Annotated in this window: 19 protein-coding genes; 14 read left to right on the top strand and 5 right to left on the bottom strand. The window is 39.3% G+C overall.

Going from position 1 to position 24,463, the window contains the following annotated elements; all coding sequences use genetic code 11:
* Positions 1-22 precede the first annotated feature (22 nt).
* The 5 genes from ACYIB7_RS14255 to ACYIB7_RS14235 all read right to left on the bottom strand — a co-directional run bounded on the left by ACYIB7_RS14255 (position 23) and on the right by ACYIB7_RS14235 (position 6,137).
* The gene (locus tag ACYIB7_RS14255; protein ID WP_480337534.1) at positions 23-985 is read right to left on the bottom strand and encodes a phosphatidylinositol-specific phospholipase C; all 963 of its coding nucleotides are present in this window, start codon (positions 983-985) and stop codon (positions 23-25) included.
* Positions 986-1,188: 203 nt separating this feature from the next.
* Complete coding sequence (locus ACYIB7_RS14250) at positions 1,189-2,424, bottom strand: sodium ion-translocating decarboxylase subunit beta (RefSeq protein WP_099464565.1); 1,236 nt, start codon at positions 2,422-2,424, stop codon at positions 1,189-1,191.
* The gene (locus tag ACYIB7_RS14245; RefSeq protein WP_103983926.1) at positions 2,424-4,313 is read right to left on the bottom strand and encodes a biotin/lipoyl-containing protein; all 1,890 of its coding nucleotides are present in this window, start codon (positions 4,311-4,313) and stop codon (positions 2,424-2,426) included. The genes ACYIB7_RS14250 and ACYIB7_RS14245 overlap by 1 nt, the downstream gene beginning before the upstream one ends.
* A 22-nt stretch (positions 4,314-4,335) precedes the next feature.
* Positions 4,336-4,608 (bottom strand): OadG family protein, encoded by a 273-nt coding sequence (locus tag ACYIB7_RS14240; RefSeq protein ID WP_103983925.1) that lies wholly within the window; start codon positions 4,606-4,608, stop codon positions 4,336-4,338.
* 239 nt (positions 4,609-4,847) lie between these two features.
* Positions 4,848-6,137 carry a serpin family protein gene (locus ACYIB7_RS14235; RefSeq protein WP_480337532.1) on the bottom strand — a complete coding sequence of 430 codons (1,290 nt, stop codon included), beginning with the start codon at positions 6,135-6,137 and terminating at the stop codon, positions 4,848-4,850.
* A 426-nt stretch (positions 6,138-6,563) separates the two neighbouring features.
* Between ACYIB7_RS14235 and ACYIB7_RS14230 the strand changes: the two genes are divergently transcribed.
* The 14 genes from ACYIB7_RS14230 to ACYIB7_RS14165 all read left to right on the top strand — a co-directional run bounded on the left by ACYIB7_RS14230 (position 6,564) and on the right by ACYIB7_RS14165 (position 24,458).
* Positions 6,564-7,523 carry a tetratricopeptide repeat protein gene (locus tag ACYIB7_RS14230; protein ID WP_103983923.1) on the top strand — a complete coding sequence of 320 codons (960 nt, stop codon included), beginning with the start codon at positions 6,564-6,566 and terminating at the stop codon, positions 7,521-7,523.
* Positions 7,524-7,547: 24 nt separating this feature from the next.
* Positions 7,548-8,144: an RNA polymerase sigma-70 factor gene (locus tag ACYIB7_RS14225; protein ID WP_103983922.1), complete on the top strand. Its 597-nt coding sequence runs from the start codon at positions 7,548-7,550 to the stop codon at positions 8,142-8,144.
* A 77-nt stretch (positions 8,145-8,221) separates the two neighbouring features.
* The gene (locus ACYIB7_RS14220) at positions 8,222-9,235 is read left to right on the top strand and encodes a FecR family protein (RefSeq protein ID WP_234999366.1); all 1,014 of its coding nucleotides are present in this window, start codon (positions 8,222-8,224) and stop codon (positions 9,233-9,235) included.
* Between the two features lie 231 nt (positions 9,236-9,466).
* A complete protein-coding gene (locus ACYIB7_RS14215; protein WP_480337530.1) occupies positions 9,467-12,802 on the top strand; it encodes a TonB-dependent receptor in 3,336 nt (1,111 codons plus the stop codon).
* A 12-nt stretch (positions 12,803-12,814) separates the two neighbouring features.
* Positions 12,815-14,575 carry a RagB/SusD family nutrient uptake outer membrane protein gene (locus ACYIB7_RS14210; protein ID WP_099464559.1) on the top strand — a complete coding sequence of 587 codons (1,761 nt, stop codon included), beginning with the start codon at positions 12,815-12,817 and terminating at the stop codon, positions 14,573-14,575.
* A gap of 521 nt (positions 14,576-15,096) precedes the next feature.
* Entirely contained in the window at positions 15,097-15,912 is an 816-nt protein-coding gene (locus ACYIB7_RS14205) for an N-acetylmuramic acid 6-phosphate etherase (protein ID WP_099464558.1), read from the top strand.
* 20 nt (positions 15,913-15,932) lie between these two features.
* Complete coding sequence (locus ACYIB7_RS14200; protein WP_103983920.1) at positions 15,933-17,282, top strand: DegT/DnrJ/EryC1/StrS family aminotransferase; 1,350 nt, start codon at positions 15,933-15,935, stop codon at positions 17,280-17,282.
* A 12-nt stretch (positions 17,283-17,294) separates the two neighbouring features.
* The gene (locus ACYIB7_RS14195; RefSeq protein WP_480337527.1) at positions 17,295-19,223 is read left to right on the top strand and encodes a hypothetical protein; all 1,929 of its coding nucleotides are present in this window, start codon (positions 17,295-17,297) and stop codon (positions 19,221-19,223) included.
* A 1-nt stretch (position 19,224) separates the two neighbouring features.
* The gene (locus tag ACYIB7_RS14190; protein WP_099464555.1) at positions 19,225-20,079 is read left to right on the top strand and encodes an N-acetylglucosamine kinase; all 855 of its coding nucleotides are present in this window, start codon (positions 19,225-19,227) and stop codon (positions 20,077-20,079) included.
* A gap of 1 nt (position 20,080) precedes the next feature.
* A complete protein-coding gene (locus tag ACYIB7_RS14185) occupies positions 20,081-21,328 on the top strand; it encodes an MFS transporter (RefSeq protein ID WP_480337524.1) in 1,248 nt (415 codons plus the stop codon).
* 103 nt (positions 21,329-21,431) lie between these two features.
* Positions 21,432-21,584 (top strand): 50S ribosomal protein L34, encoded by a 153-nt coding sequence (rpmH, locus tag ACYIB7_RS14180; protein ID WP_099464553.1) that lies wholly within the window; start codon positions 21,432-21,434, stop codon positions 21,582-21,584.
* Between the two features lie 149 nt (positions 21,585-21,733).
* Positions 21,734-22,363 (top strand): PASTA domain-containing protein, encoded by a 630-nt coding sequence (locus tag ACYIB7_RS14175; protein ID WP_099464552.1) that lies wholly within the window; start codon positions 21,734-21,736, stop codon positions 22,361-22,363.
* Between the two features lie 8 nt (positions 22,364-22,371).
* Positions 22,372-23,463, top strand: a complete 1,092-nt coding sequence (locus ACYIB7_RS14170; RefSeq protein ID WP_103983917.1) for an RluA family pseudouridine synthase — start codon at positions 22,372-22,374, stop codon at positions 23,461-23,463.
* 2 nt (positions 23,464-23,465) lie between these two features.
* Positions 23,466-24,458, top strand: coding sequence for a D-alanine--D-alanine ligase (locus ACYIB7_RS14165; RefSeq protein ID WP_103983916.1), 993 nt, complete (start codon positions 23,466-23,468; stop codon positions 24,456-24,458).
* Positions 24,459-24,463: the final 5 nt, after the last annotated feature.

The raw sequence follows: 24,463 nt of genomic DNA, 5'->3' as shown, positions 1-24,463 counted from the left end.
TAATCAATATTCGTACATTTATTTACATATTGCTTTGAATAAGTGCTTCCGTTACCATTTTCCCTTTTGCAGAACCTGCAAAATCTATTAAAACGATGCCACAACTGCTTTTCCCTAACCTCCGGATATGTTTGGCTACAGGTTCATTTACTTTTTCGGCAAAATGTATCGGGCCAGAGACCGGAACAGCAGTTGCACTTACGAAAGTAATAGCCCAAAGGTCAGAGTTGGCAGGTTCGGATGCTCTTTTATTGATATTGTCTATACATACTTGCGTTTTATAGCCGGCTTTTTCATCTGACGGATAAAGGTATTCGTCTTCTACAATAGCACGTCCTTCTGTCCCGTTGTTATCTCGCATAGACATGTTGAATGTGGCGTTGTCTCCCCATACCGATCCCAGGCATTCAACTCCGGGATAGTTCTTCATGGCATGGTCGCGATGCATAAATAAAATTTTACCACGACATTCTCCCAACGTAATGTCCGGACGAAAATCCTGAATGAAATAAGATTGATATTCCGGTTTTTCTAAAGTGGAAGATAAAGACCGGGCATAATCGGATATTTTCCCATTTTCTTTTTTAAGCGATACGATCAAAGTTTCGGAAGGGTTCTTTTGTAGAAAACGGATAAAGTCTGCCAGAACGTTTTCTTCCCAATAAATATCCTGAAATGCAGGTCCGTGATAAACGCCTAGTTTGCCGTCTTCCATAGCCTGCAACCGGATATCAAAGCAACGTATTCCTTCTGCTAATTGAGAGGCAATGTCTATATCTTGTGTTTGAAGTAAAATGCCGCCATTGCGACAGGCTCCGCTGTCGTGACTTCCCGGTATGGAAATCAGGCATAGGCGGGTGTTATCCGCAAGTTTCGACATCCAGTTCTGAAAGTCTTTTGTTTTCAGGGATGTTTGCTTTACAGCTTGGGAATAGGCTGTAAATGCACAGAGCAGGCTAATAATGATTCCGTATAAAACTCTCATTTATGATTCTCTTTTGATCGTTTATGGACGCTAAATATACGTAAATAATTGGAAATTTCAGTGCGGGCATATGTTTTGAACAGTTCCGGAATCTGTATTTATGGAATGCAAACGACACAGACAAGCGCAGAAATATTATGTCTTAAAAAATCGGCGTGAATCTGCGCTTGTCTGTGCCATCTGCATTCGCTTTTGTGCAGCTATTATCCCAAGAAAGAAATCAATACACCGGCTGCAACGGCTGAACCAATTACGCCCGATATGTTGCTGGCCATGCAGTATTGTAATACATGGTTCTTCGGATCATATTTCAAAGCGATCTCGTTGGCTACCCGGGAGGCCATCGGAACGGCGCTCAGTCCGGTTGCTCCGATCAGCGGATTGATCTTTTTCTGAGTGAACAGGTTGAATATCTTAACAAAGAAAATACCTCCGCTGATAGATAAAGCGAATGCCAAAAAACCACCGATAATGATACCTATCGTAGTGAAATTAAGGAATGCTTCTGCTGTCATGGTAGCACCTACCGATAATCCGAGGAAGATGGTTGCAGCATTCATAATGCTGTTTGATGCCGCATCGAACAGACGGAATGTGTTTGTTCCTATTTCCTTTACCAGATTACCGAACATCAGCATACCGATCAATGGAACGGCACTGGGCACGAACAGGGCTACAACCGTTGTTACAACGATTGGGAAAATAATTTTCAATACACGCAGGTTTTTGATTTCTACGGATGAAGGGAATTTCTTCTCCTGTTCTTTCATATTGATGGAAAGCTCCTTTTTTGAACAAAGTAATTTAACCACTAATGGTATGATAACCGGAACCAGAGCCATGTACGAATAGGCTGCAATGGCGATAGGGCCGAGCAGGTGAGGAGCCAGCTTGATGGTGGTAAAGATCGCTGTAGGGCCATCGGCTCCTCCGATGATACCTAAAGAGGCTGCCTCTTTGGGAGTGAATCCCATCAGGATGGCAACAAGTAGGACAGTGAAGATACCTAATTGAGCTGCCGCTCCGAAGATGGAAAGACGCAAATTGCGGAGCATGGGACCGAAATCGGTCAGTGCACCTACACCCATGAAGATGATAGGTGGCAAAAAACCGGTCTTTATCAACATGTAGTAGATAAAGTTCATTAATCCCAGTTCGTGTGCAATATCGTGCAAAGGCATTTGCCAGATGTTTTTCATTACGCCATGTACATTGATCATTCCGTTTTCGTCGGCTTGAATAACACCCATGTCTCCACCCGGAAAGTTGGCCAGCAACACGCCGAACGCAATAGGTACGAGCAGCAATGGTTCGTATTGCTTCTTTATTCCGAGATATAGCAGAATGAAAGCAATGGCATACATGATAAGAAACTGCGGTTCAGCAACAATGTTGCTGAACGCAGTCATATTGTATAGATTTTGAAATATTTCGTTCATTACCGGATTGTCATTAATACGTCATCTTCTGAAACTGCATCGCCCGGAGACAGGCAGATAGCTGTTACCGTTCCGCCAAATTCTGCACGGACGGCATTGTATGTTTTCATGGCTTCTACGTAACATAATACGTCGCCTTCTTTTACGGTATCCCCTACCTTAACCGCAGCTTCCGAGGCATTCTTTACAAGGAAGAATTTACCTTCCAGCGGAGAAAGGACTTCCTTTCCGTTTCCTGCTGCTGCCGGAGCGGCAGGTGCGGAGGCTGGCTGAGAAGCTACCGGTGCAGCAGCGTTGGTAGTATCACCGAAGGCAACCGTTACGCGATAGGTTTGTCCGTTCACATCTACATTCATCACCTGAGGTGTTGTTGGCATAGCTATTGTTGCAGGTGCGTCATGGGGTGCCGGCTTTTTGGCTTCCTCTTTTTCCGCTTTGCGATGTGCTACGTCGGCCAAAAATTCCACTTTGGCTTTACCTGAACGGTAGGCTTCGTATTGAGCCGGATGCATGGCGTATTCAAATAACTCTTCGTCGTCCTGACCGCATTCCCATTGTTTTTCATTCATCAACTTGCGGTATTTATCCAAAGCGTCCGGATAATTGTCTTGCGGATTGCCTTCAAAGAACTCTCGTCCTTCGGCTTTGGCTTTCTCTACAAGTTCGGGAGCCAGTTTACCCGGCAGGCGTCCGGCTTTGCCTAAAAGCATATCCCAGATGTCATCGGCAATCATGCTCCAGCGTTCTTTTCCTTTTTCCATCTGCATGACGTTCATCAACGCCAGATTCTTTACATATTGACTGAATGGGGTAACCAGTGGAGGATAACCCACACGTGGCCATACAAAAGCAACTTCGTCGAATAATTTGATCAGAAGCTGATCTTGTGTCATAAGAGGCTTATTATTCTTGGTGCGTCCTTTGTTGATTGATTCCAGATTCTTTTCCAGATCAGACATAAGGCTACCCATCATACCTCCCGGCAGTCCGGGGCCGATCAGTAGCGAATTCATCAAACGGTTTTTAGGACTGATATATAAGCCGAGGAAATCGTCCATAAATTCCTGTACCATGCTGCGTACTTTCATGTAGGCTTCCATATTGATTTCCGGTACTTTGTAGCCGGCATCTTTCAGCATTGCCTGTACGGTTAGCAGGTCGGCGTGGCCTGTACCCCACGAAAGCGGTTCCATACCCACGTCTATATAATCGCAACCGGCATTACATACTTCCAGAATAGAAGCTACATTGAAACCGGGGCCGGCATGGCTGTGATATTGAATAGGAATTTCGGGATATTTAGCTTTGATGTTACCTACGATTTGTCCCAATGAATACGGACGTCCGATACCGGCCATGTCTTTGATACAGATTTCGTCTGCACCTAGCTCGATCAGTTCCAGCGCCATATTGGTGTAATACTCTACAGTATGTATAGGTGAATGGGTGATACACAACGAACATTGTGAGATCATACCTGCTGCTTTGGCATATTTGATTGAAGGTGCGATATTGCGCACATCGTTCAAACCGCAAAAAGTACGGGCTATATCGGTGCCTTGTGCTTTTTTTACTTTGTAGAACAACTGGCGGACATCTGCCGGAACCGGACTCATACGCAAACCGTTAAGCGCACGGTCTAGCATGTGTGTCTGAATACCTGCTTCGTGGAAGGGCTTTGTCCATTCGCGAACGGCTTTGTTGGGATTTTCTCCAAAGAGCAGATTAACCTGCTCAAAGCCACCGCCGTTGGTTTCTACACGGGCAAAACATCCCATCTCTATAATGGCAGGTGCTACCCTTACCAGTTGGTCAACTCTGGGAACATATTTTCCAGCTGATTGCCACATGTCGCGGAAAACCAGACTGAATTTAATTTCTCTTTTCATGATATTATATAATGTAACAATGTTATACTTTTTCTATTTTAACAACTTTACCTTTCCCTCCCGTTATAACACTTATGGCAGAAACAATTGCGGCTGTTTCCTGATTTGATGCTGATCCGGCCTGAGGGGATATGCGGGTTGCGGGAGTCTGTTTTTGGATAGATGCTTCTTCGGGTGCATACTTGTTCACCAATACTATCAACCCTTTCCCCAAGTTAATAACAATTAGTAGGATGGCAAATACAGTAGTCATTCCGACTACCATCAATAGTAGTCCTGTCTCTAAGTTTTCCATATTTTTTTAATGGTATTTATTTTAAGGTATTTACAGAGGTATATCCGTCTGAATACAAATTGAAAACTAGTGCAAAAATAAATAAATACTCTTATACTTTGTAAGATAAATTCTTTAAAAAATTGAAAAACGGAATAGCTGGTTATCTTTATGTTTGTATTTCTAAGTGCAGACAGCCCGTTTTGTTTTAATTTGAAACAAAACGGGCTGTCTTAGAATCGTAGAGTAACGTATATGTATTATATTGAATTTACTTCCCCCATAAACAGAATCGTATTTGTGGAACTTTCGCATATCATAAACAAAAACGGGCGATTTGCAATGAAGTCTGCAGATGGCGGTGTTGCGGGCTCTAAGTCTGTAGGCCCAAGGCTGTCATAGGTAATAGCAGCCGCTTCCGATCCTTCTTCGTTTACGGTTAAGTAAGTATGCTGTTCTACTTTAGTAACGACTACATCATAATCTGTTATGAGTGAAAAATCAGCTTTATTCGTAAATATCCTCTTTATTCCTAAAGCCTCTAAAGCGGTAATAAGATTCTCTTTTCCGGTCACTTTAAAGCGTGGTAAAGCTAAATCTACAATGTAGGTGGAGAATTTATTACACTCTTGCCAGTATCCGGGTTCCTTCAGTTGGTCTATCACTTGCTCTGTAGTGTAATTTTCATTTGGTAGAATCAGTTGCATATAGAATGCTCCGTTGCCGTATTCCAACTTGGTGGAAGCAAACAGGTTGTTTCTAAAATAAGGACGTTCACCCTTTTGTGGCATAAAATTAGCTGTTGCCACGGAACCGTCTTTTTGTGTAAACTCACCTTCCCTAGTACTCTCTTTTTGGAACTCATTGGTCCACTTTGCACTAAAATACAAGGCATTTATCAGATATAATAAATCATTTACGCTTGTCGATTCCAATACTTTGTCAATTTTTCCGTTCGTATTGTCTGCACACCATTTATTAATATCGTTTACAGTGGAAGGGTTTGCAAAGTCTACTTCAAAGCATTCGGCATTGTATACCGCTTTGTTGGCGGTTACATAATCTTCTTTCAGTTTGATGTTTTTGTTGCTCCACATCGAATTAACAGACGAGAAAACAACACCTCCGTCTGCTTTCTTTAGTCCTTCCGTCATTTTCTGATAGTAACTGTTTAGTTCATTTATGGAGAAGCCTTTCAGTCCCGTTGCATCTGTTATTTCTTTCAGTGCATCTCCTTGCGTTCCGTTGGCAAGCATCGCTAATGCAATGTTCAGGCTAAAAGGAGATAGTAGTATGTTTTCATTATTCTCTTTTGGTGCATTTTGTAATTGTTTGTACAGACTGAAAGCAAATGAGTTTGTCGTATTTACTATTTGTTGTTCGCTTTCGTTTAGTTCTATCTTTATCCGTGGATATGTTTCTATGGACGGAACTTCGGGTGCCGGGTCTGGTTCAGGTGGCAGAACGGGTTGATCAACGTTGTTGTTTTCTTTGTCGCAGGCTATAAGCATGCAACCGGCTAATATGAATGTGTAATAAAGGTTCTTCATAATTGTTATTTTAGCGTTTGATATTGATTATGTTTATTGATCTGTTGAAGTACGAGGCGTTGCAAAACTACACAATATTATATGTACTTTTTTTTAAATAAATTCTTATATAAACAAATATAGGTATAAAATATGACTATAAGCCGTTTTTGATTGAATTATAAAAAGCAGGAAGTGCGTTATTTAACTAGTTGTTTTGATTCTTATCGTTTTTCAGACAATGTTAATGTATCGTAATTGAATCTCGTTTTTTTTGCAAAATATCTTGTCTCCGGTCAGAACGGAATGTATTGATAAAATCATCGGGGTGTTTTTTGAAAATCATCAGGGGGATTTGGAAAAATGATCGGGATGATCCTTTTTTATGAATCGTTTGTGGTGGTATGAGTAATTTGTTTACATTTGCGAAACTAATATCGGGAAAGTATGGGATTTCTTAAATCATTGTTTTCTTCTGCCAAAGCGGAAAATCCGGAAGAAGAAAAAGTAAAAAACAACCAAAAGAATTTTGATATATTAAAGTACGATGGTGTGCGTGCCCAAAAAATGGGGCGGGTTGCTTATGCTGTTAAATGTTTTACGGAAGCATTGAATATACAGGAAGATTTTGAAACTATGACATACCTTGTCAGTGCATATATTGTAGCCAACGAACAGGAAAAGGCTTTGGCTGTATTAGACCGTATGGTTGAACTGGAACCCGACCATATTAATACGCTGCTTACACGGGTTAATATTTTGTTTTTGTTGGATAAAGATGCCGAAGCGATTTCGGTTTGCCAACATGTAATAGAGTTAGACGCAACAAACCATGTGCCCCATTATTTGATGGCAAAAGCTAAAAAGACGACCGGAGATCTACTGGGAGCCGTTGTCGACCTTACAAAAACGATTGCTTTGAAAGATGATTTCTTCGAGGCATATTTGCTCCGTGCAGAAGTTCTATTGTCTATGTCGCAGCTACAGGAAGCTTTAGCTGATGTTGAAAAAGTGATCGAATCTGTTCCGGAAGAAGAATCAGCCTTTTTGTTGAGAGGCCGTATTTATGAAGCACAGGGGAATACAACGGGGGCGATGGCCGATTTTGAAAAAGTTCTTGAGCTGAATCCCTTTAATGAAGATGCAAGCCTTTTAATTGGTAAGCTGTTAATCGTTCAGGATAAATTAGATGAGGCTATTTCTTTTTTCGATGATGCTATCGATATGAATCCTGCGTTTGGAAAGGCTTATGCCGAACGTGGACGGGCAAAAAATATGAAAGGCGACAAAGAGGGGGCTTTTGAAGACTTGAAAAAGTCTATTGAATTGAATCCCGAGGGCGAGGAGGCAAAGAAAATGGACGGACAACACACGAATTTTGAGAATAAATCATATATGCCTTTTTGACGAATAGATATGCCTGATATGTAGATGAAGGATATACAGCAATATGAACTGGTAGAAGGGTTGCGTAATGGAGAAGAGACTGCATACAAAGAACTTTACAGACTTCATTATAAGGTTCTTTGTGCTTTTGCATATAGTTATGTAAATAATAGTTTTATTGCTGAATCACTGGTCAGTGATGTCATTTTTAATCTATGGGAAGGTCGCGGTACTTTGACTATCAATCAATCTTTGCGGGCTTATTTGATGAAAGCTGTGAAGAATACCTGTATAAACTATCTTGCTCATTGCTCACGGCATAATGATTTGCTTCAAACATTGTCTGGTAAACTGACAAGTGAGCAACAAACTTATTACAATCAGGATGGACATCCGCTGTGCTCATTGCTTGAAAAGGAATTAGAAGAGCAAATTGAGAAGTCTATCTCTTCTTTGTCTGAATTGTCCAGGGAAATTTTTTGGATGAGCCGTAATGATAAAATGAAGTATGAAGAAATAGCCCGGCAAAAAGGACTTACTGTCGATATTGTGAAATATCACATTCGTTTGGTGCTTAGTAAACTGAGAAAAGATCTAAAAGATTATTTGTTTACTTTTCTGTTTATATTTTTCCCGTTTTAAATAAAAAATAATTCATTTTTTATCACCTGATTTGTTTTCTCGTTTGTCATATCTATATAGACATACTATATATATATATGCAAATTCGGGATAAAGAATACTGGGATGACTTGTTAATCGACTGTTTTTCAAATGATATAACAGATGATAATAGAGCTGTGCTGAATAAATGGCTGGATGAATCGGAGAAACATCGGTTATATTATGAAAGTATGAAAGATATATGGAACGCATCTTCGGTGGCAGATGACCAGTTTCCGTTTGACTATGAAAAAGCATTTATTCTTTTTGAGAGAAGAATTCATTCTGCAAATGGACAAAAAATAAAACATAGTATGCCATTATGGCGTAAAGCAGTTGCAGTAGCTGCTGTATTGATTCCGTTTATTCTTTTGTCTTACTATACGATCTTATATTTTAACATACAAAGTAGTAGGGACGAAGGTTTGGTTTTGTCAGAGATAACAAGCCCAAACGGCTCAAAGACAAAATTGAAACTGGCTGATGGCACTGTGGTATGGCTTAATTCCGGTAGTACGGTTCGCTATAATAATGGTTTTGGAAAAGATAACAGGCAATTATTGCTTTCGGGGGAAGCTTATTTGGAAGTTGAACGAAACGAAAAACTGCCTTTTGTGGTGAAAACCAAAGAAGTGGATGTTGTTGTATTGGGTACGGTATTTAATGTAAATGCTTATCCGGAGAATGAAGATGTGAAAGTCTCTTTACTTAACGGTTCAGTATCTCTGTCTAAGGACGGAAGTGTAAAACCGATTATATTGAAGCCGATGGAGACAGGAGTTTATAATAGGGTGTCCGGACAGATTATTATAGATCATCAGATGGTTGCCAATGCGTTGAGTTGGATAAACGGGCGTTTGGTGTTTAATGGAGAAACTTTTGAAGAAATTACAAAAATATTAGAGCGTAATTTTAATGTGAAAATTGTTATTCATGACGAGAACTTGAAAAAGAAGCGTTTTGGAGGCGATTTCCGCAATAATAAATCAATAGAAGAAATACTTGGAATTATGTCGTCCAGCGGTAAGTTTAAGTACAAAACCACTAATGACAGAATAGATATCTATTAATTTGTTAATCTTGTCGAACCTAAAAAAATCTAATGCCTATGAGTGAAAATATAAGTTAACTAGTTAATGTTTGAAGAAATTGAGGAATGGGCCAACATTCCTCAATTCAGATTTGTCAACAATCAGAAAACCGATTATTAACAGCTTAATAATTAACTGCAAATGTATCAAAAATTATGCAGCAGGGATCTGTTATACGAGATCTTATGCAATAAAAAAAGTATAAATGTTATGAAAATATCCATATTACTTCTTTTTGTAGCGGTATTTTCTATTTCGGCAACCTCGTATTCTCAGGAGGCTCGTGTGACATTAGATATGGAAAATGTCAGTATAAACGAAGTATTTAAGGGTATACAAGAACAAACCAACTATTCTTTTTGGTATGATTTAAAGGATATTAATTTAGATAAAATTGTATCAGTTAAAGTCAAAGAGAAATCAGTGGGCAGCATATTGGAACAATTATTACAAAGTGAAAATGCAACTTATAAACTGGTTGGTAACCATATTGTGATTATACCAAAACAGGAAAGTTCCGGTAGTCCGGTGATAATGCAAAAGAAAAATGTAACCGGCATTGTTAAAGATCATCTGAATGAACCCGTTATAGGGGCAAATGTAGTTGAAAAAGGGACTCAGAACGGAACGATAACTGACGAGAATGGGAATTTTTCTCTTGAAACCAGCCCGGATGCTATTCTAGTTGTTACTTATATTGGCTTCTTGCCCAAAGAAGTAACTGTCGGTCTCAAAAATACATTCAACATTTCTTTGTCGGAAGATGTCGGACAATTAGATGAAGTAGTGGTTATTGGTTATGGAAGTGTAAGAAAAAAAGATCTGACAGGATCTGTTGTGAGGTTAAATGCTGAAAAATATAAAGATCAGGCTAAAACCCAGGTATCTGATATGCTGTTGGGAACAGTTGCCGGTTTTTATGCACAGCAATCGGGTGCAGCCAGTGATGGGGCTTCAAAATTGCAGGTTCGAGGTCCTACTTCATTGAAAGCATCTACTTCTCCTTTAATAGTTTTGGATGGTGTTATATATAATGGTAATCTAAGCGATATAAACCCGAACGATATAGAGGCTGTTGATATTTTGAAAGATGCAAGCTCTGCTGCTGTGTATGGGTCGAGAGCAGCTGCAGGAGTATTGATTATCACTACAAAAAAAGGTGTAAAGGGTAAACCTATGATTAATTTTTCTGCCCAGATAGGCGTGGCGCAACCTTCAAACCGGAAGTTCAAAGGGTATGATGCCGAAGGATTCCTGCAATATAGAAGAGATGCTATGACTGCCTGGTTCCCGAATAAATATCCGTATTTCTATTATAACCCGGATGAATTACCTGCTGATACATCACTGGATGAATGGAGAAATGCAAGTGCTAATCCGAGTGCAGACAATAAATCGGAATGGGGTTCACGTCTGAATCTATTTCCCACTGAGCATGAGAATTTTATGGCTGGGAATACAATCGATTTGGCAGATATGGCATTTCGGAATGGGTTGAGGCAAAGTTATGATGTAAGTATTTCGGGAGGGACGGACAATACAAACTATTACTGGTCTTTGGGATATGATGATAACGAAACGATTCTTCGGGATGGAGGTTTTTCGGCTTTGAGAACTCGCCTGAATGTGGATTTTAAAATTGCATCATGGCTGACGGTCGGTTTAAATACACAATTTACAAGTAGAGATGAGAGTCCTCTTTCAGTATCATATACAGCCAGAGTTAGCCCATTCTGCTCTATTTATAAAGAAGATGAATCGCTGGTGTGGTATCCGTCTGGCTATCAGGGCGTACAAAATCCATTCTTAAGTAAAGAGCAAGAACGGAATAAAAAGGCAAACGCATTGTTCTCGTCTTTGTTTGCGAAAATAAACCTTCCTTTTGGCTTCAAATATGAAATGAATTTTCAGCCTCGTTATGAATTTTCGAAAGATTATAATTTCTGGGGTCCCGAAACTTATGTCGGATCAATAGCTTATTCTAAAGGATACGGTACTCGTTCAGAGTATTCCCAATTTGAATGGATGTTAGATAATATCATTCGTTGGAATAAACAGTTTGGTGATCACAATTTTGATTTGACATTATTATATAGTGCTGAGCGATTCAGGGATTGGGGGTCGGATATGACCGGAGAAACTTTTGCCCCGAATGCTAATCTTGGATGGAGCGCTTTGCAACAGGCACAAAAAGTTTCAGTGAAAAATAATGATACAGAATTGACGGGAAATGCTGCAATGGCCAGACTAAACTATACTTTGATGGGGAAATACTTGTTGACAGCTTCTGTTAGAAAGGACGGATATTCTGCATTCGGACAAAAAAATCCGTACGCTGTTTTCCCTGCAGTTGCTTTGGCATGGAGAGTATCTGACGAAAAGTTTTTTAAAGTCCCATATGTAAATGCAATGAAGCTAAGGGCTTCGTGGGGAGTAAACGGAAATAGATCCATCGGACAATATTCTGCATTGGCTACAGTAACTTCCAGTTTGTATTATGATGGGAAAAATGCTGTTTCAAATGTATACAATACCTCCCTGGCAAACTCGAATTTGAAATGGGAACGTACGGAATCTTTCAATTTTGGAATAGATATGTCTTTGTTGAATGATAAAATTTCTGTTGTTGCGGATTTTTACTCAATGACAACAACCGATTTGTTAATGGACCGTAAGCTTCCGGAATTGACAGGTTTCTCCAATATTACTACAAATTTAGGTGAATTGGGTAACAAAGGTTTTGAATTAACTGTAAATACACAGAATATAGACAATCCGGACTTTAGTTGGAATAGTAACTTGGTTTTTTCCTTAAATCGAAATAAAATTAAAAAGTTATTTGGCGATTATGGCGAGTATATATTGATGGGGAAAAAACACAATGGCGAATTACCTGATTATACAAATGGATTGTTTCCAGGACAGTCTATCGACCGGGTATGGGGATATAATATCGTAGGTGTATGGCAGATGGAAGAGGCTGAGGCTGCTAAAGAGTATAATTTGGCACCGGGCGATTTTAAGAGTGAAGATCTGGATGATAACGGAAAATACGAAGATAAGATGGATAAACAGTTTATCGGGTATACCAGTCCACGTTTTCGCTTGGGATTTGGTAACGATTTCACGTTTCTGAAACATTTTACGGCTTCAATTTTTCTTCGTGCGGATTTAGGCCATATAGCCCGTGCATCTTTGGCCGAACGTAGAGATGGTTATGAGTATAATCGTATTAATGAATTTGATTTTCCATATTGGACACCGGAAAATCGTAATCAGGAATGGGGTGGACTCAGGATGAGTACAAGTTCATACGGGGGAGATTTCCAGGTTTATAAACCTGCATCGTTTTTGAGGATACAAGATGTTTCGGTCGGCTATAATTTACCGGAAGCGATTGCGAAAAAGCTGTTTGTAAATAGTGCACGTTTCTCATTTTCTATCCGTAATCTTTATTGCTTTACAGACTGGATGGGATGGGATCCTGAATCATTGAATACTCCTCTTCCCCGGACTTATACTTTTGGCGTGAATGTTTCACTTTAAAAACAGAGTAATATGAAACGTATAATTATATTTTTATCATTTTTTGCTGCTTTTTTCCACACATCTTGTTCGGACGAATGGTTGGACCCTAAGCCGCATTCTTTCTACACACCTGAAAATGTATATACAGACAAGGGCGGTTTTGAATCTTTGATCCTGACCATGCGTAAGGATTTGAGGGCTGATAACACAGGAGAGAGACATTTTATTTGTTCTGAGATGGCTGCGTCCGATTTAGGTGTTCCATTGGTTCAATTGGATTTTAGGAAATTGACACCTAGCAGTTCTACTTATTATCCTTTCCTGACAATGTTTACCCGTGCATATGAATTTATTAAAAATTCAAATGTCTTAATATCCCGTATTGATAATATTGAGTGGAAAGACGAAAACGAAAAAAATGCATTAGTTGCTGAAGCTTTGTGGCATAGGGCTTATTGGTATTATCGGTTGGTGAACAACTATGGAGATGTACCTTTGATTCTGGAAGAATTGTTCGGGCCGAAACTGGATTTTGCAACATATAGCAGATGGACAATCCTGGAAAAGTTGGAACAAGATCTGGAATTTGCAGTTAAATATCTTCCAACACCGGAATCTACGCCGGCAGGTGGTGTTTCTGCAGGAGCCGGGTACCACCTTCTGACAAAGGTTTATCTGGCAAATATGAAGTATGATAAAGCCATAGAAGCTGCCGATCATGTCATTAATGACTATTCGTATGCATTAATGGAGCATCGGTTTGGAAAAGACCTGGATATGCCGGAATATAACTTAATGTGGGATTTGCATCGTCCTGAAAATTTTAATTTGAGTGAAAATACTGAAACAATCCTGGCTTGTATCGACCGTTTTGAGGCCCCGGCTGAGGCTAAAACTGCCGGACTTCGTACCATGCGAAACTACAATTGTGGCTGGTGGTATCCGGCTGTATTAGATAGTGAAGGAAAGCAGGGTATGGTTTATGGAGGCGAATATAAGGCTTTATATGGAGAAGCAAATCCGAATCTGGTAAATACACCCTATTATAGGTTTGATATCTGGTCTTATAAGGGAGATACCTGGGAAAACACATCCGATATGCGTCGGGCTGATGAAAATTGGGTGGATATGCATGAGTTGAAATATAATAACCCAAAATCGGTAGATTATGGGAAACCGGTAAACCCCGAATATTTTGCGGCATTAGCAGATACATTTTATTATACATTTGCTTTTCCACATTATATAACGTATGTTCCGGCTCCCGACCCGGCAATAAATCCTATGGGAAGTAACGGTGATTGGTATATTTTCCGACTGGCTGAAACATTCTTGCTGAGGGCGGAGGCATACTATTGGCAAGGAAATATGGGAGCTGCCGCAGATGATATAAATAAAGTTAGACTTAGGGCAAAGGCTAAACCTGTCACTGCAGGTGAAGTAACGATTGATTTTATATTTGATGAACGTGCTCGTGAGTTATTCGCAGAAGAACCTAGGCATTCCGAATTGGTACGCGTATCTTATATGATGGCAAAAGCAGGTATGAACGGGTATACATTGCAGGATTTTAGTAAAAAGAGCTGGTTTTATGATAGGGTAATGAAGTATAATACGTATTATCAAACGGAACTTAATGTGTTGGCAAATTATGTGGTAATGGATCCTCATCACGTGCTTTGGCCTATACCTCAAAGTGTAATTACGGCCAATACACAAGGAGTTATTAACCAGAATATAGGATATGACGGAGCTGACAATAATGTACCGCCATTAACTCAGATTGAATAACAGGATAATGAAAATTATTGATTAATATTAAATGTAAATCGGGTGAAAAAAAACAAGTTTTTTCACCTGATTTCTTTTCTGAGTTGTCATATTTATAGAAAGAGAAAGAATACAATTGTTAAACTAAAATCTCATTTGCTTATGGATAAAAAACAGAAATAATTAGATTGCATATGACTGGGGTATGGGCCAACATTCCTGGTTTTCAGATAAATCAATACCTGATATTAATAGCTTAATAAGGGACTGCAAATATATACATATTGAGCGGCAAGCCATTACTATATCTGGATTTGGACAATTGAAAAACTGAACATTAAAAATTTACGGCCTTTCTGTTTTAAGCTCCAGTCGGACATACATTTTCTATCTCCATTCTATTATTGATAATTTTTGTCATTCATGATGAAGAATGAGATTGTGCCTGGTTATTATGGCTGTCGAAAATTATGCCCTGCAAGTTTCGGGAAAATTACTGGATAAATAATTATATGTTACGAATAAATTAATACTGAAATAAAATGGAAAAGATTACAGAGTTGCCGTCTTTATATAATCATCTGGAAAAAATGTCGGTGATGGAGTTGGTTAGTAATATAAATAAAGAAGATCAGAAAGTGGCGGTTGCTATTCAAAGGGTATTGCCTCAGATTGCAAAAGTTGTGGAGATGATTGAGCTTAAATTAAGAGAGGGAGGAAGGATGTTCTATCTGGGAGCCGGAAGCGGAGGCCGGTTGTCTGTTTTGGATAAAGTAGAATTGCCTAATACTTATGGAATTGAACATGGAATATTTAACTGTTTGCTGGCCGGAGGTGAAGAACGCTTGCTGGAAGTGCTGGAAGCAATGGAGGATAGCGAAGAAGACGCTGTGCGGCAGTTGGATTTATTTGAAGTCTCCGGGAGTGATTTTGTGTTGGGTATCTCTGCCAGTGGAACAACACCATACGTTCTGGCAGGAATGAAAAGATGCAGGGAACTGGGTATTCCTTGCGGATGTTTGGTAAACAACCTTGATTCGCCAATTGCTGCTAATTGTGATTATCCGATTGAATTGATTTTAGGACCGGAGTTTGTGACTGGTAGTACACGTATGAAGTGTGGGACGGCTCAAAAAATGATATTTGATATGATAAGTACATCAGTCTTAATCCGGTTAGGGAAAGTGGAGGATAATAAAATGGTAAATGTCCGGCTTATTAATAATAAAGTTGTGGACCGCTCTGTCCGGATGCTGATGGAAGAAGCGGGATTAACTGATTATGAAGAAGCCAAACAATTGATCCTTAAATATCAGAATGTACGCAAAGCGCTTGATTACCTGAAAACTATTAAATAAAACATTTAAATATACATGCCATGGAAAATAAAATGAACAGAAGAAGATTTTTAGAGACTACAAGCCTCTTAGGAGGAAGTTTATTGTTTGCTCCGTCATTTTCAATTGCCGGTTCTTTGAAATCGGATGTTAAACCTGCCAGGCTGGGAGGAGCTAAAGCGCATCCGAAAGGATTTCAAAGTTGGCCGATTTATGGCCGATCTGAAGAATTAGCATTGGTAAATACACTGAAAACCGGAAAATGGGGACGTCTTGATGGGAATACAACTGCCACTTTTGAAACAGAGTATGCGAGAATGCTGGGTGTAAAACATTCGTTAGGTGTATCTAGCGGTACGGCTGCTTTATATTCAATGCTTGGGGCACTAAATCTGGGTCCGGGCGATGAAGTGATTATTCCGGTTTATACTTTTGTTGCGACTTATAATGTTGTAACTCTTAACTATGCATTGCCTGTATTTGTTGATTCTGATATTGAAACATTCCAGATTGACGCACGCAAAATAGAACCTGCTATTACTTCTCAGACTAAAGTGATTATGCCTGTACATATTGGTGGCCTTCCTGCAGACTTGGATACTATATTGAATATTGGCAAAAAGCATAATATTACGATAATTGAAGATGCTTGCCAGGCTCATTTGGCAGAATGGAGAGGTAAAAAAGTTGGTTCTTATGGTTTAGGAGGAGCCTTTAGTTTTCAATCTTCAAAGAATCTGAATTGTGCGGAGGGAGGAGCCATTACATCTAATAATGAAGAATTTATACAACGTTGCTATGCTTTTCATAATCAAGGCCAAGGAGGAGCCCGTACTTCTTTTGCTGTTGGTGGTGAAGGTACCCGTGGTGTTAATATGCGATTGACGGAATTCCAATCGGGCTTATTGCTTGCCCAAATGAGTCGTTTGGAAGAACAAGCGAGGATACGGGATAAGAATGCGTCCTATTTGAATAAAGCGTTAAGTGAAATACCGGGAATTACTCCTGCAAAGTTGTATGACGGTGTAACTATGGGAGCTTATCATTTGTATATGTTCCGATATGATCCGTCTCATTTTGCAGGTATGAGCCGTGAGAAATTTCTGGAAGCACTTTCTGAAGAAGGAGTTCCTTGTTCCGCTGGCTATGGTTCGATGAACAAGAGTGAATATGTACAGAAGTTGGCTGCAAATAAACATTATTTGAAGATATACGGTGAAAAAGCTATGAAAGAATGGCTGGAGCGCAATGAATGTCCACAAAATGACAAATTGGCTGAACAAGGTGTATGGCTTCTTCAATACATGCTTTTGGGTTCTAGGGAGGATATGGACCAGATCGTAGAAGCTATCCGTAAAATACAGAAATATGCAAAGCAATTGAATAAATAAAAAGGAGGGGGCATGAGGTCGATTATTAATCATATAGGCATCCTGTTAATGGTGGTGCTATTTGCGGGAGCTTGTAGTTCCGGATATGAAGTTGGTACATCTTCTGTAAGTTTGGAGCCGACAGATGAAACTGTTTCTGTGACGTTGGGGGGCTATGCAAGTCCTTGGGAAGGTCGCTTTTCTCTTACTTGGGATTGTTTAGGGGAGAATAAACTTTTGTCGGTTACAGCTTGTAAAGATTCGGTTGTGATTCTTGACAGAGAAAAGAGGTTGTATTATGGAGACAAAAAGCAATTGCTGCCTGCTCGGGAAATTGGCAAAGCCCCCTCAATAAAACAAATTGCGTTTTGTGACGGATACTTGTATGGCGTAACAATGAACAATCGTTTGGTACGAACATTATTGGAGAGTGGTATTGCTGTATGGGAAGACGTACGGTTTGTACCACAGGTGAAAGGTATAACTTCTTCTAATGGTAATCTGTATGCAGTAGACTTGCAGGATCATTTATACAAAGGTGTTCTGAATGGAACTGTTATTGAATGGAATGATATAGGTTTTGCTCCGGAAATTGCAGAAATAGCATCTGATAATAAGCGACTGTATGTTTTGACAAAAGATACTATTTTATACCAACGATCGCTGGATAAGGCGGATGAACGTTGGCAACGGATAGGCTACAAAAATAATGAAACATTTACTATTGATGTGGCACACCTTAATTGTCTGGATGGTCATTTATATGTCGTATCTGATGATGGTTTTTTGTATAGCAATAAACATTCTTCCGTAGGTGATATAAAGGCGAAAGCCATGAGCATAAGAAAAGATGGTAAAACCGTTGTGATTGTAGGTGTCGATGTTTGTGGCCTTAATAAATCATTGACAGATGACATTAAAGCTGAAATAAGAAGAAAAAGAGGAGTCGATGAGAATGCCATATTGATCAATGCTTCACATACCCATTACGCTCCTGTTACTCAAAGTTGGGCTACATGGCAAAAGCCGAATCAATACCCTGATAGTCTTTATTTACTGAATGTAGTGTATAAAGGAATTGTACAAGCTATCGAAGAGTCGCTTGATAATATGGAACCTTCTTCACTTTATTTTGGCAGAGACACATGTAGTATCGGAAGAAACAGAAGCTTGACCGGAGAAGATGTTATTTATGATAATGTGGTAGATGTTATTGTTTCTGTAGCCGATAAAGATAAGAAAAAGACAGTTTTATTTATGGCCGGTTGCCATCCTGTTTTTCCTGATCCGGAGGTGGGTAGGTATACCCTGAATGCAAATTATCCGGGTTATACAAAGGAATTACTGGAACAGGATGGGGATATACGGAATAGTATTTTTCTACAAGCTTTTGCAGGAGACGTCAATCCGGTTGATCCGTTTCGGACAACGGCTCGAAAACTGGCAGGTGCTGTTGCAACTATAATGAAGGCTGATTTAAAACCAATAAAAGGAGCTGTATCTTATAGTTTTGATACGATTATACCGCCGGTTGTTGCTCCTTGGACAAAGGAACAGATTTTACAGTTTAGAGAGCGAAGTCTGAAAATTGAGAATGATATAGCAGCAGAACGGGATGTGAATTGGGCAAATATACAGTTGGCTTCTCTGGAAGAAAACGGAAAGTTGCCGGAAATGCCGGTTTACTACCAAACACTGAATGTGGGTGATTGGAAATTAGTGGCATTATCCAGAGAAGTTACTACAGAATATGGATTAGCTATACGTGCTATCTGGCCGGAACAGAAGGTATCTGTGGTGGCATATTCAAATGATGTTTCCAGCTATTTGGCTACACCACCGCATATCCGGGCAAAAGACTATGAAGGATACGAATCTTTTTTCTGGTATGCGCAGCCTACCTGTTTCTCGAAGGAAACATTTCCGTTTATCATAAACAAAATAAAAGAAAATAATTATTGATATGATATTAATTGCGGATAGCGGATCAACGAAAACAAGCTGGTGTTTGGTAGATTCCGGGAAAAAAATCGTTGAATTTTCCACTGAAGGATATAATCCTTGTTATGTTGGCGAGGATTATATCACCCGCTCATTGCGAGGGGCGCTACCTCCCTGTTTTTCATGGGATGAAGTGAGAGAAGTGCATTTTTATGGTGCAGGTTGTTATGAGGAAGAGTTTTTAATTATACGCCGAGGTCTGCAGCCTGTTTTCCCAAAAGCTCGGTTGTTTGTAGCAATGGATCTGTTGGGATCTGCCAGAGCTCTTTTAGGAAACAAACCCGGTTTTGCTGCAATCTTGGGAACCGGGACCAATTCTTGCCTGTATGATGGAGTAAACGTAACTCACAATATCGATTCGCTGGGGTTTCTTTTGGGTGACGAAGGTAGTGGAGGCTATATAGGCAAATGTATAATACGTGATTATATAAGAGAAGATATGCCTGTAGAAATAAGACGGTTCTTTCAAAATCAATATCAGTTATCGGGAGAAGAGCTGGTGCATCGTATATATATGGATAAGATGCCTAACCGGTACTGTGCAAATTTTACACGTTTCCTAACGATGCAATGTAAAGAAAATGAATATGCCGTAAAATTGGTAGCGGAAGCGTTCCGTGATTTTTTTAAAAATATAGTTTGTAAATATCCCGGATATGAATCTCTTACCTTTAATTGTATAGGATCTATCGGATGGGTATTCCAGGATATCTTATGTGAAATAGTAAAAGAATATAATATGAAATTGGGCCGTATTATTAGAGAGCCCATGGAAGGGCTGGTAGAGTATCATAGTAATAATCCTAATTCTATTTAATATGAAACAAACACAACAATATCTGTTTCCATTAATTATTATAGCTTTTGTGTTTTTTGTCATAGGCTTTGGAGTTGGTATCAATGGCATCATGGTACCTATTTTGGAGGGTACATTTTCGTTGAGTAAAGGAATGTCATATTTGGTATTGGCTTCAACCTTTTCAGCATTTCTTATGTTTGGCATTCCTGCCGGATGGGTGATTAAAAGGATTGGATATAAAAAATCATTGTTAGTTGCACTTTGCATAATGAGCGCGGGGATGTTTTTGTTTATTTTATCCGCCCGGATGAGTACTTCTATAGCTGGGTTTTACATGTTTTTGGTAGCGTCTTTTATAGGAGGGATAGGAAATACTCTTTTACAGACAGGAATAAATCCTTATGTAACAATATGTGGCCCTTTGGAAAAAGCGGCTCAACGGATGTGTATGATGGGCATTATGAATCAATCTGCCTGGTTTTTAGGTCCTATTTTCTTGAGTTTATTTATTGACATAAAGAACCCTATAATTGCTAATGCTAATATCCCCTTTGGAATAGCAGGAGGTGTTATTGCCTTGTTGGCTGTATGTATATATTTTCTTCCGTTGCCGGAAGTAAAAGCAGAAGGAGAAACTGATGAACAGATAGAGGATGTAAATCATAAGGAGGCAATAGCTAAGGCAAATGCAAAAACAAGTATCTGGGAGTTCCCGCATCTGTTGCTGGGTGCAGTCGCTCTGTTTTTATATGTTGGAGTAGAAACACTTCCGATGGCATCAGTTATTGATTTTGCAAATGTGATAGGAGTAGACGATCCAGCACGTTACTCGGCAATAGGTCCGATAGGTATGATTACAGGATATGTTGTTAGTATATTTGTTTTGCAGGTGATGCGACAGAATAGAGCTTTGGCATTATTTGCTTTGTTGGCTTTGGTTATGTCGCTTTTAGTCGTTTTTTTACCGGCGGCACGGGCTATTTATTGTGTAGCAGGTCTTGGTTTTGCACATTCTATCATGTGGGGATGTCTGTGGGCGCTGACGATCAATAATTTAGGGAAGTTTACGAAACCTGCATCTTCTTTGTTGGTTGTGGTAATGGTGGGAGGAGCTGTTATTCCTGTTTTGTTTGGTTTTATTTTGGATATAGTGAAAAGAGTAGGGCCGGTTACTCCTTGCGATTATCAGGAAGCATATATTATTTTTGTTCCGTGTTATTTGTATATTTTATTTTATGCTTTAAGCGGACATAGGATTGGAAGATGAAGCGCGGAAGAAAGAAAAAGATGTCAACTGTTTGTTTATTAAAAAAAAGCCTATATCTTTGCAGCCCGAATTGGTATGAAATAATAAATAATAATATAGAGAAATGAAAAGAACATTCCAACCTTCCAACAGAAAAAGAAAGAACAAGCATGGCTTCCGTTCAAGAATGGCTACTGCTAATGGCCGCAGAGTATTAGCTTCCCGTCGTTCAAAAGGAAGAGCTAAATTAACAGTTTCAGACGAATACAACGGATAAGAAATCCGGTTCGTAAGATTTATAAGGAAAGTAGAGGTTTTGCTAAAAAGCCTTTACTTTCTTTGTTTTTGTAGTAATGTATACGACGGAATTATGTCTATATGAGGTTTTTTTCATACTTTTGACCCGCCTATAAATACGAAACTGAAATGAATAACTTTTTGGTTAAGCTAATAAAGAATCCGATTATCGTAAATTTACTGCTGATGGTAGTAATTACTTGCGTAGTGATTTATGGTGTATTAGTATGGTTGGATGGCTATACCCGTCATAATGAAGCTGTGGTAGTGCCGGATGTAAAAGGGTTGAAAATGGAAGAGGCTGTTTCTTTTCTTGAAAATAATGGTTTGCGGTATAGCGTAATAGATTCGGTGTTTTCCAAAGACGTAGCTCCAGGAACGATTGTCGAATTAGTCCCTTCTGTTGGTTCGAAAGTAAAGGAAGGCCGTATTGTATTTGTAACAATCAATGCCTTGTCTTCACAAATGGGAATGGTTCCCGAAATAGAAGATTTATCTTTCCGTCAGGCTTATGCTTTACTTAAAGCGCGTGGATTCAATAATATAGAAATAAAATATGTCCCAGGAGACTTTAAAGATCTGGCGTTGGGCGTATCGATGAATGACCGTAGTCTGCATAAAGGAGAACAAATTCCGCTGGCTGCAAAATTATTATTGGAAGTTAGCAGCGGAGATGCGGAAGTTATTCCAGCCGATTCGTTAGGTTTGGATGAAATCCCTGTGGAAGATTTGAATAGTGAAGAAGAAAACTGGTTTTAAATAAAGATATGGACGAGTTTTTGGAGGATATGGATGACGAACAGGTGGACGATCTGTTGCTGCCTGAAGACAGTGAAGAAACTCCGGCTGAAATAGTCCCCGGTCTGTATGAACATTTCCGTTTTGTAGCAGATAAAGGGCAATCTTTATTGCGTGTAGACAAATTTTTGGTTGATCGCATGTTTAGCGCTACTCGCAATCGCATACAATTGGCTGCTGAAGCCGGCTGTATTCTGGTAAACGGAAAACCGGTAAAGAGCAACTACCGGGTGAAACCCCTGGATGTAGTTTCTCTTGTAATGGCGCGTCCTCGCCGTGAACTGGAAATTATACCTGAAAATATTCCATTAAATATAGTTTATGAAGATGATGATTTGCTGGTTGTAAATAAACCGGCAGGTTTGGTTGTGCATCCCGGGCATGGTAACTATACAGGTACATTAGTGAATGCACTGGCCTATTATCTGAAAGATGATCCTTATTATGATCCTTCCGATCCTCGCTTAGGATTAGTACACCGTATAGATAAAGATACATCAGGACTATTGGTAGTTGCCAAAAAGCCTGAAGCGAAAGCGAATCTGAGTATGCAGTTTTTTAATAAAACGACTAAACGTAAGTACAATGCTTTGGTGTGGGGTATTGTACAGGATGACGAAGGGCGTATCGAAGGAAATATCGGTCGTGATTTACGCGACCGTATGCAAATGGCTGTTTTCCCCGAGGGAGAACAGGGAAAACATGCAGTTACTCATTACACAGTATTGGAGCGTTTGGGATATGTCACGTTAGTTGAGTGCCGGCTTGAAACCGGACGTACGCATCAAATACGTGTACATATGAAATATATTGGACATACCTTGTTTAATGATGAACGTTATGGTGGTCATGAAATATTGAAAGGAACAACTTTTACTAAATATAAACAGTTTGTGCAAAATTGTTTCGCTATCTGCCCGCGGCAAGCATTACATGCCAAGACGCTGGGTTTTATTCATCCTACAACCGGAGAGGAAATGTTTTTTGATTCTGAAATACCTTCCGATATGGAGCAATTGATAGAAAGATGGCGTTTATATGCAAATACTAAAGAATTATAGAAATGAAAAGGAACATTGCTATTATTGCCGGAGGAGATTCTTCCGAAATTGTTGTTTCATTAAAAAGTGCGGAAGGAATTTACTCTTTTATTGACAAAGACAAATATAATTTATATATTGCCATCGTTAAAAAAGGGGAATGGACAGTACAACTTCCTGATGGAGAACATGTGCCGATAGACAAGAATGATTTTAGTTTTCATGAAAAAGGGATTGTAAAACATTTTGATTTTGCTTATATAACGATTCATGGAACACCGGGGGAAGATGGACGTTTGCAAGGGTATTTCGATATGATAGGAATGCCTTATTCTTCATGTGGAATGTTAGTTAGTGCAATAACATTTAATAAGTATGCTTGTAAGAATTATTTGCATAACTTTGGCGTGAAGATTGCCGGTTCTATTCGCTTGTTTAAGGGACAATCTGTTTCGGATGAAGAAGCGATAGCCGAATTGGGACTTCCTGTTTTTGTAAAGCCTAATGATGGCGGCAGTAGTTTTGGTGTCACAAAGGTAAAAGAGGCATCAGCATTGCAACCTGCTATAGAGAAAGCTTTTAAAGAGGGAAATGAAGTTCTGTTGGAAAGTTTTATTGCAGGGACGGAAGTCACTTGCGGATGTTATAAAGTCGGTGGTTATGGTGATTTGAGAAAAGAGGTTGTTTTTCCGGTCACTGAAGTAGTAACATCAAATGAGTTTTTTGATTATAATGCAAAGTATAACGGGCAAGTACAAGAAATTACACCGGCTCGTATTTCTCTCGGGTTAACGGAGAAAATACAACGTGAAACATCCAGGATATATGATATATTGGGCGCCAAAGGACTGATACGTGTAGATTATATTATTCCGGCTGATGAAGAACCGATACTGCTGGAAGTAAATACTACGCCGGGAATGACGGTTACCAGCTTTATCCCTCAGCAAGTACGTGCCGCCGGATTAGATATAAAAGATGTTATGACTGATATTATAGAAAACGAATTTAATTAATTGAA

It is taken from the genome of Parabacteroides sp. KHUB-03 (genome assembly GCF_056640975.1).
This window is presented reverse-complemented; position numbering and strand designations above follow the sequence as displayed.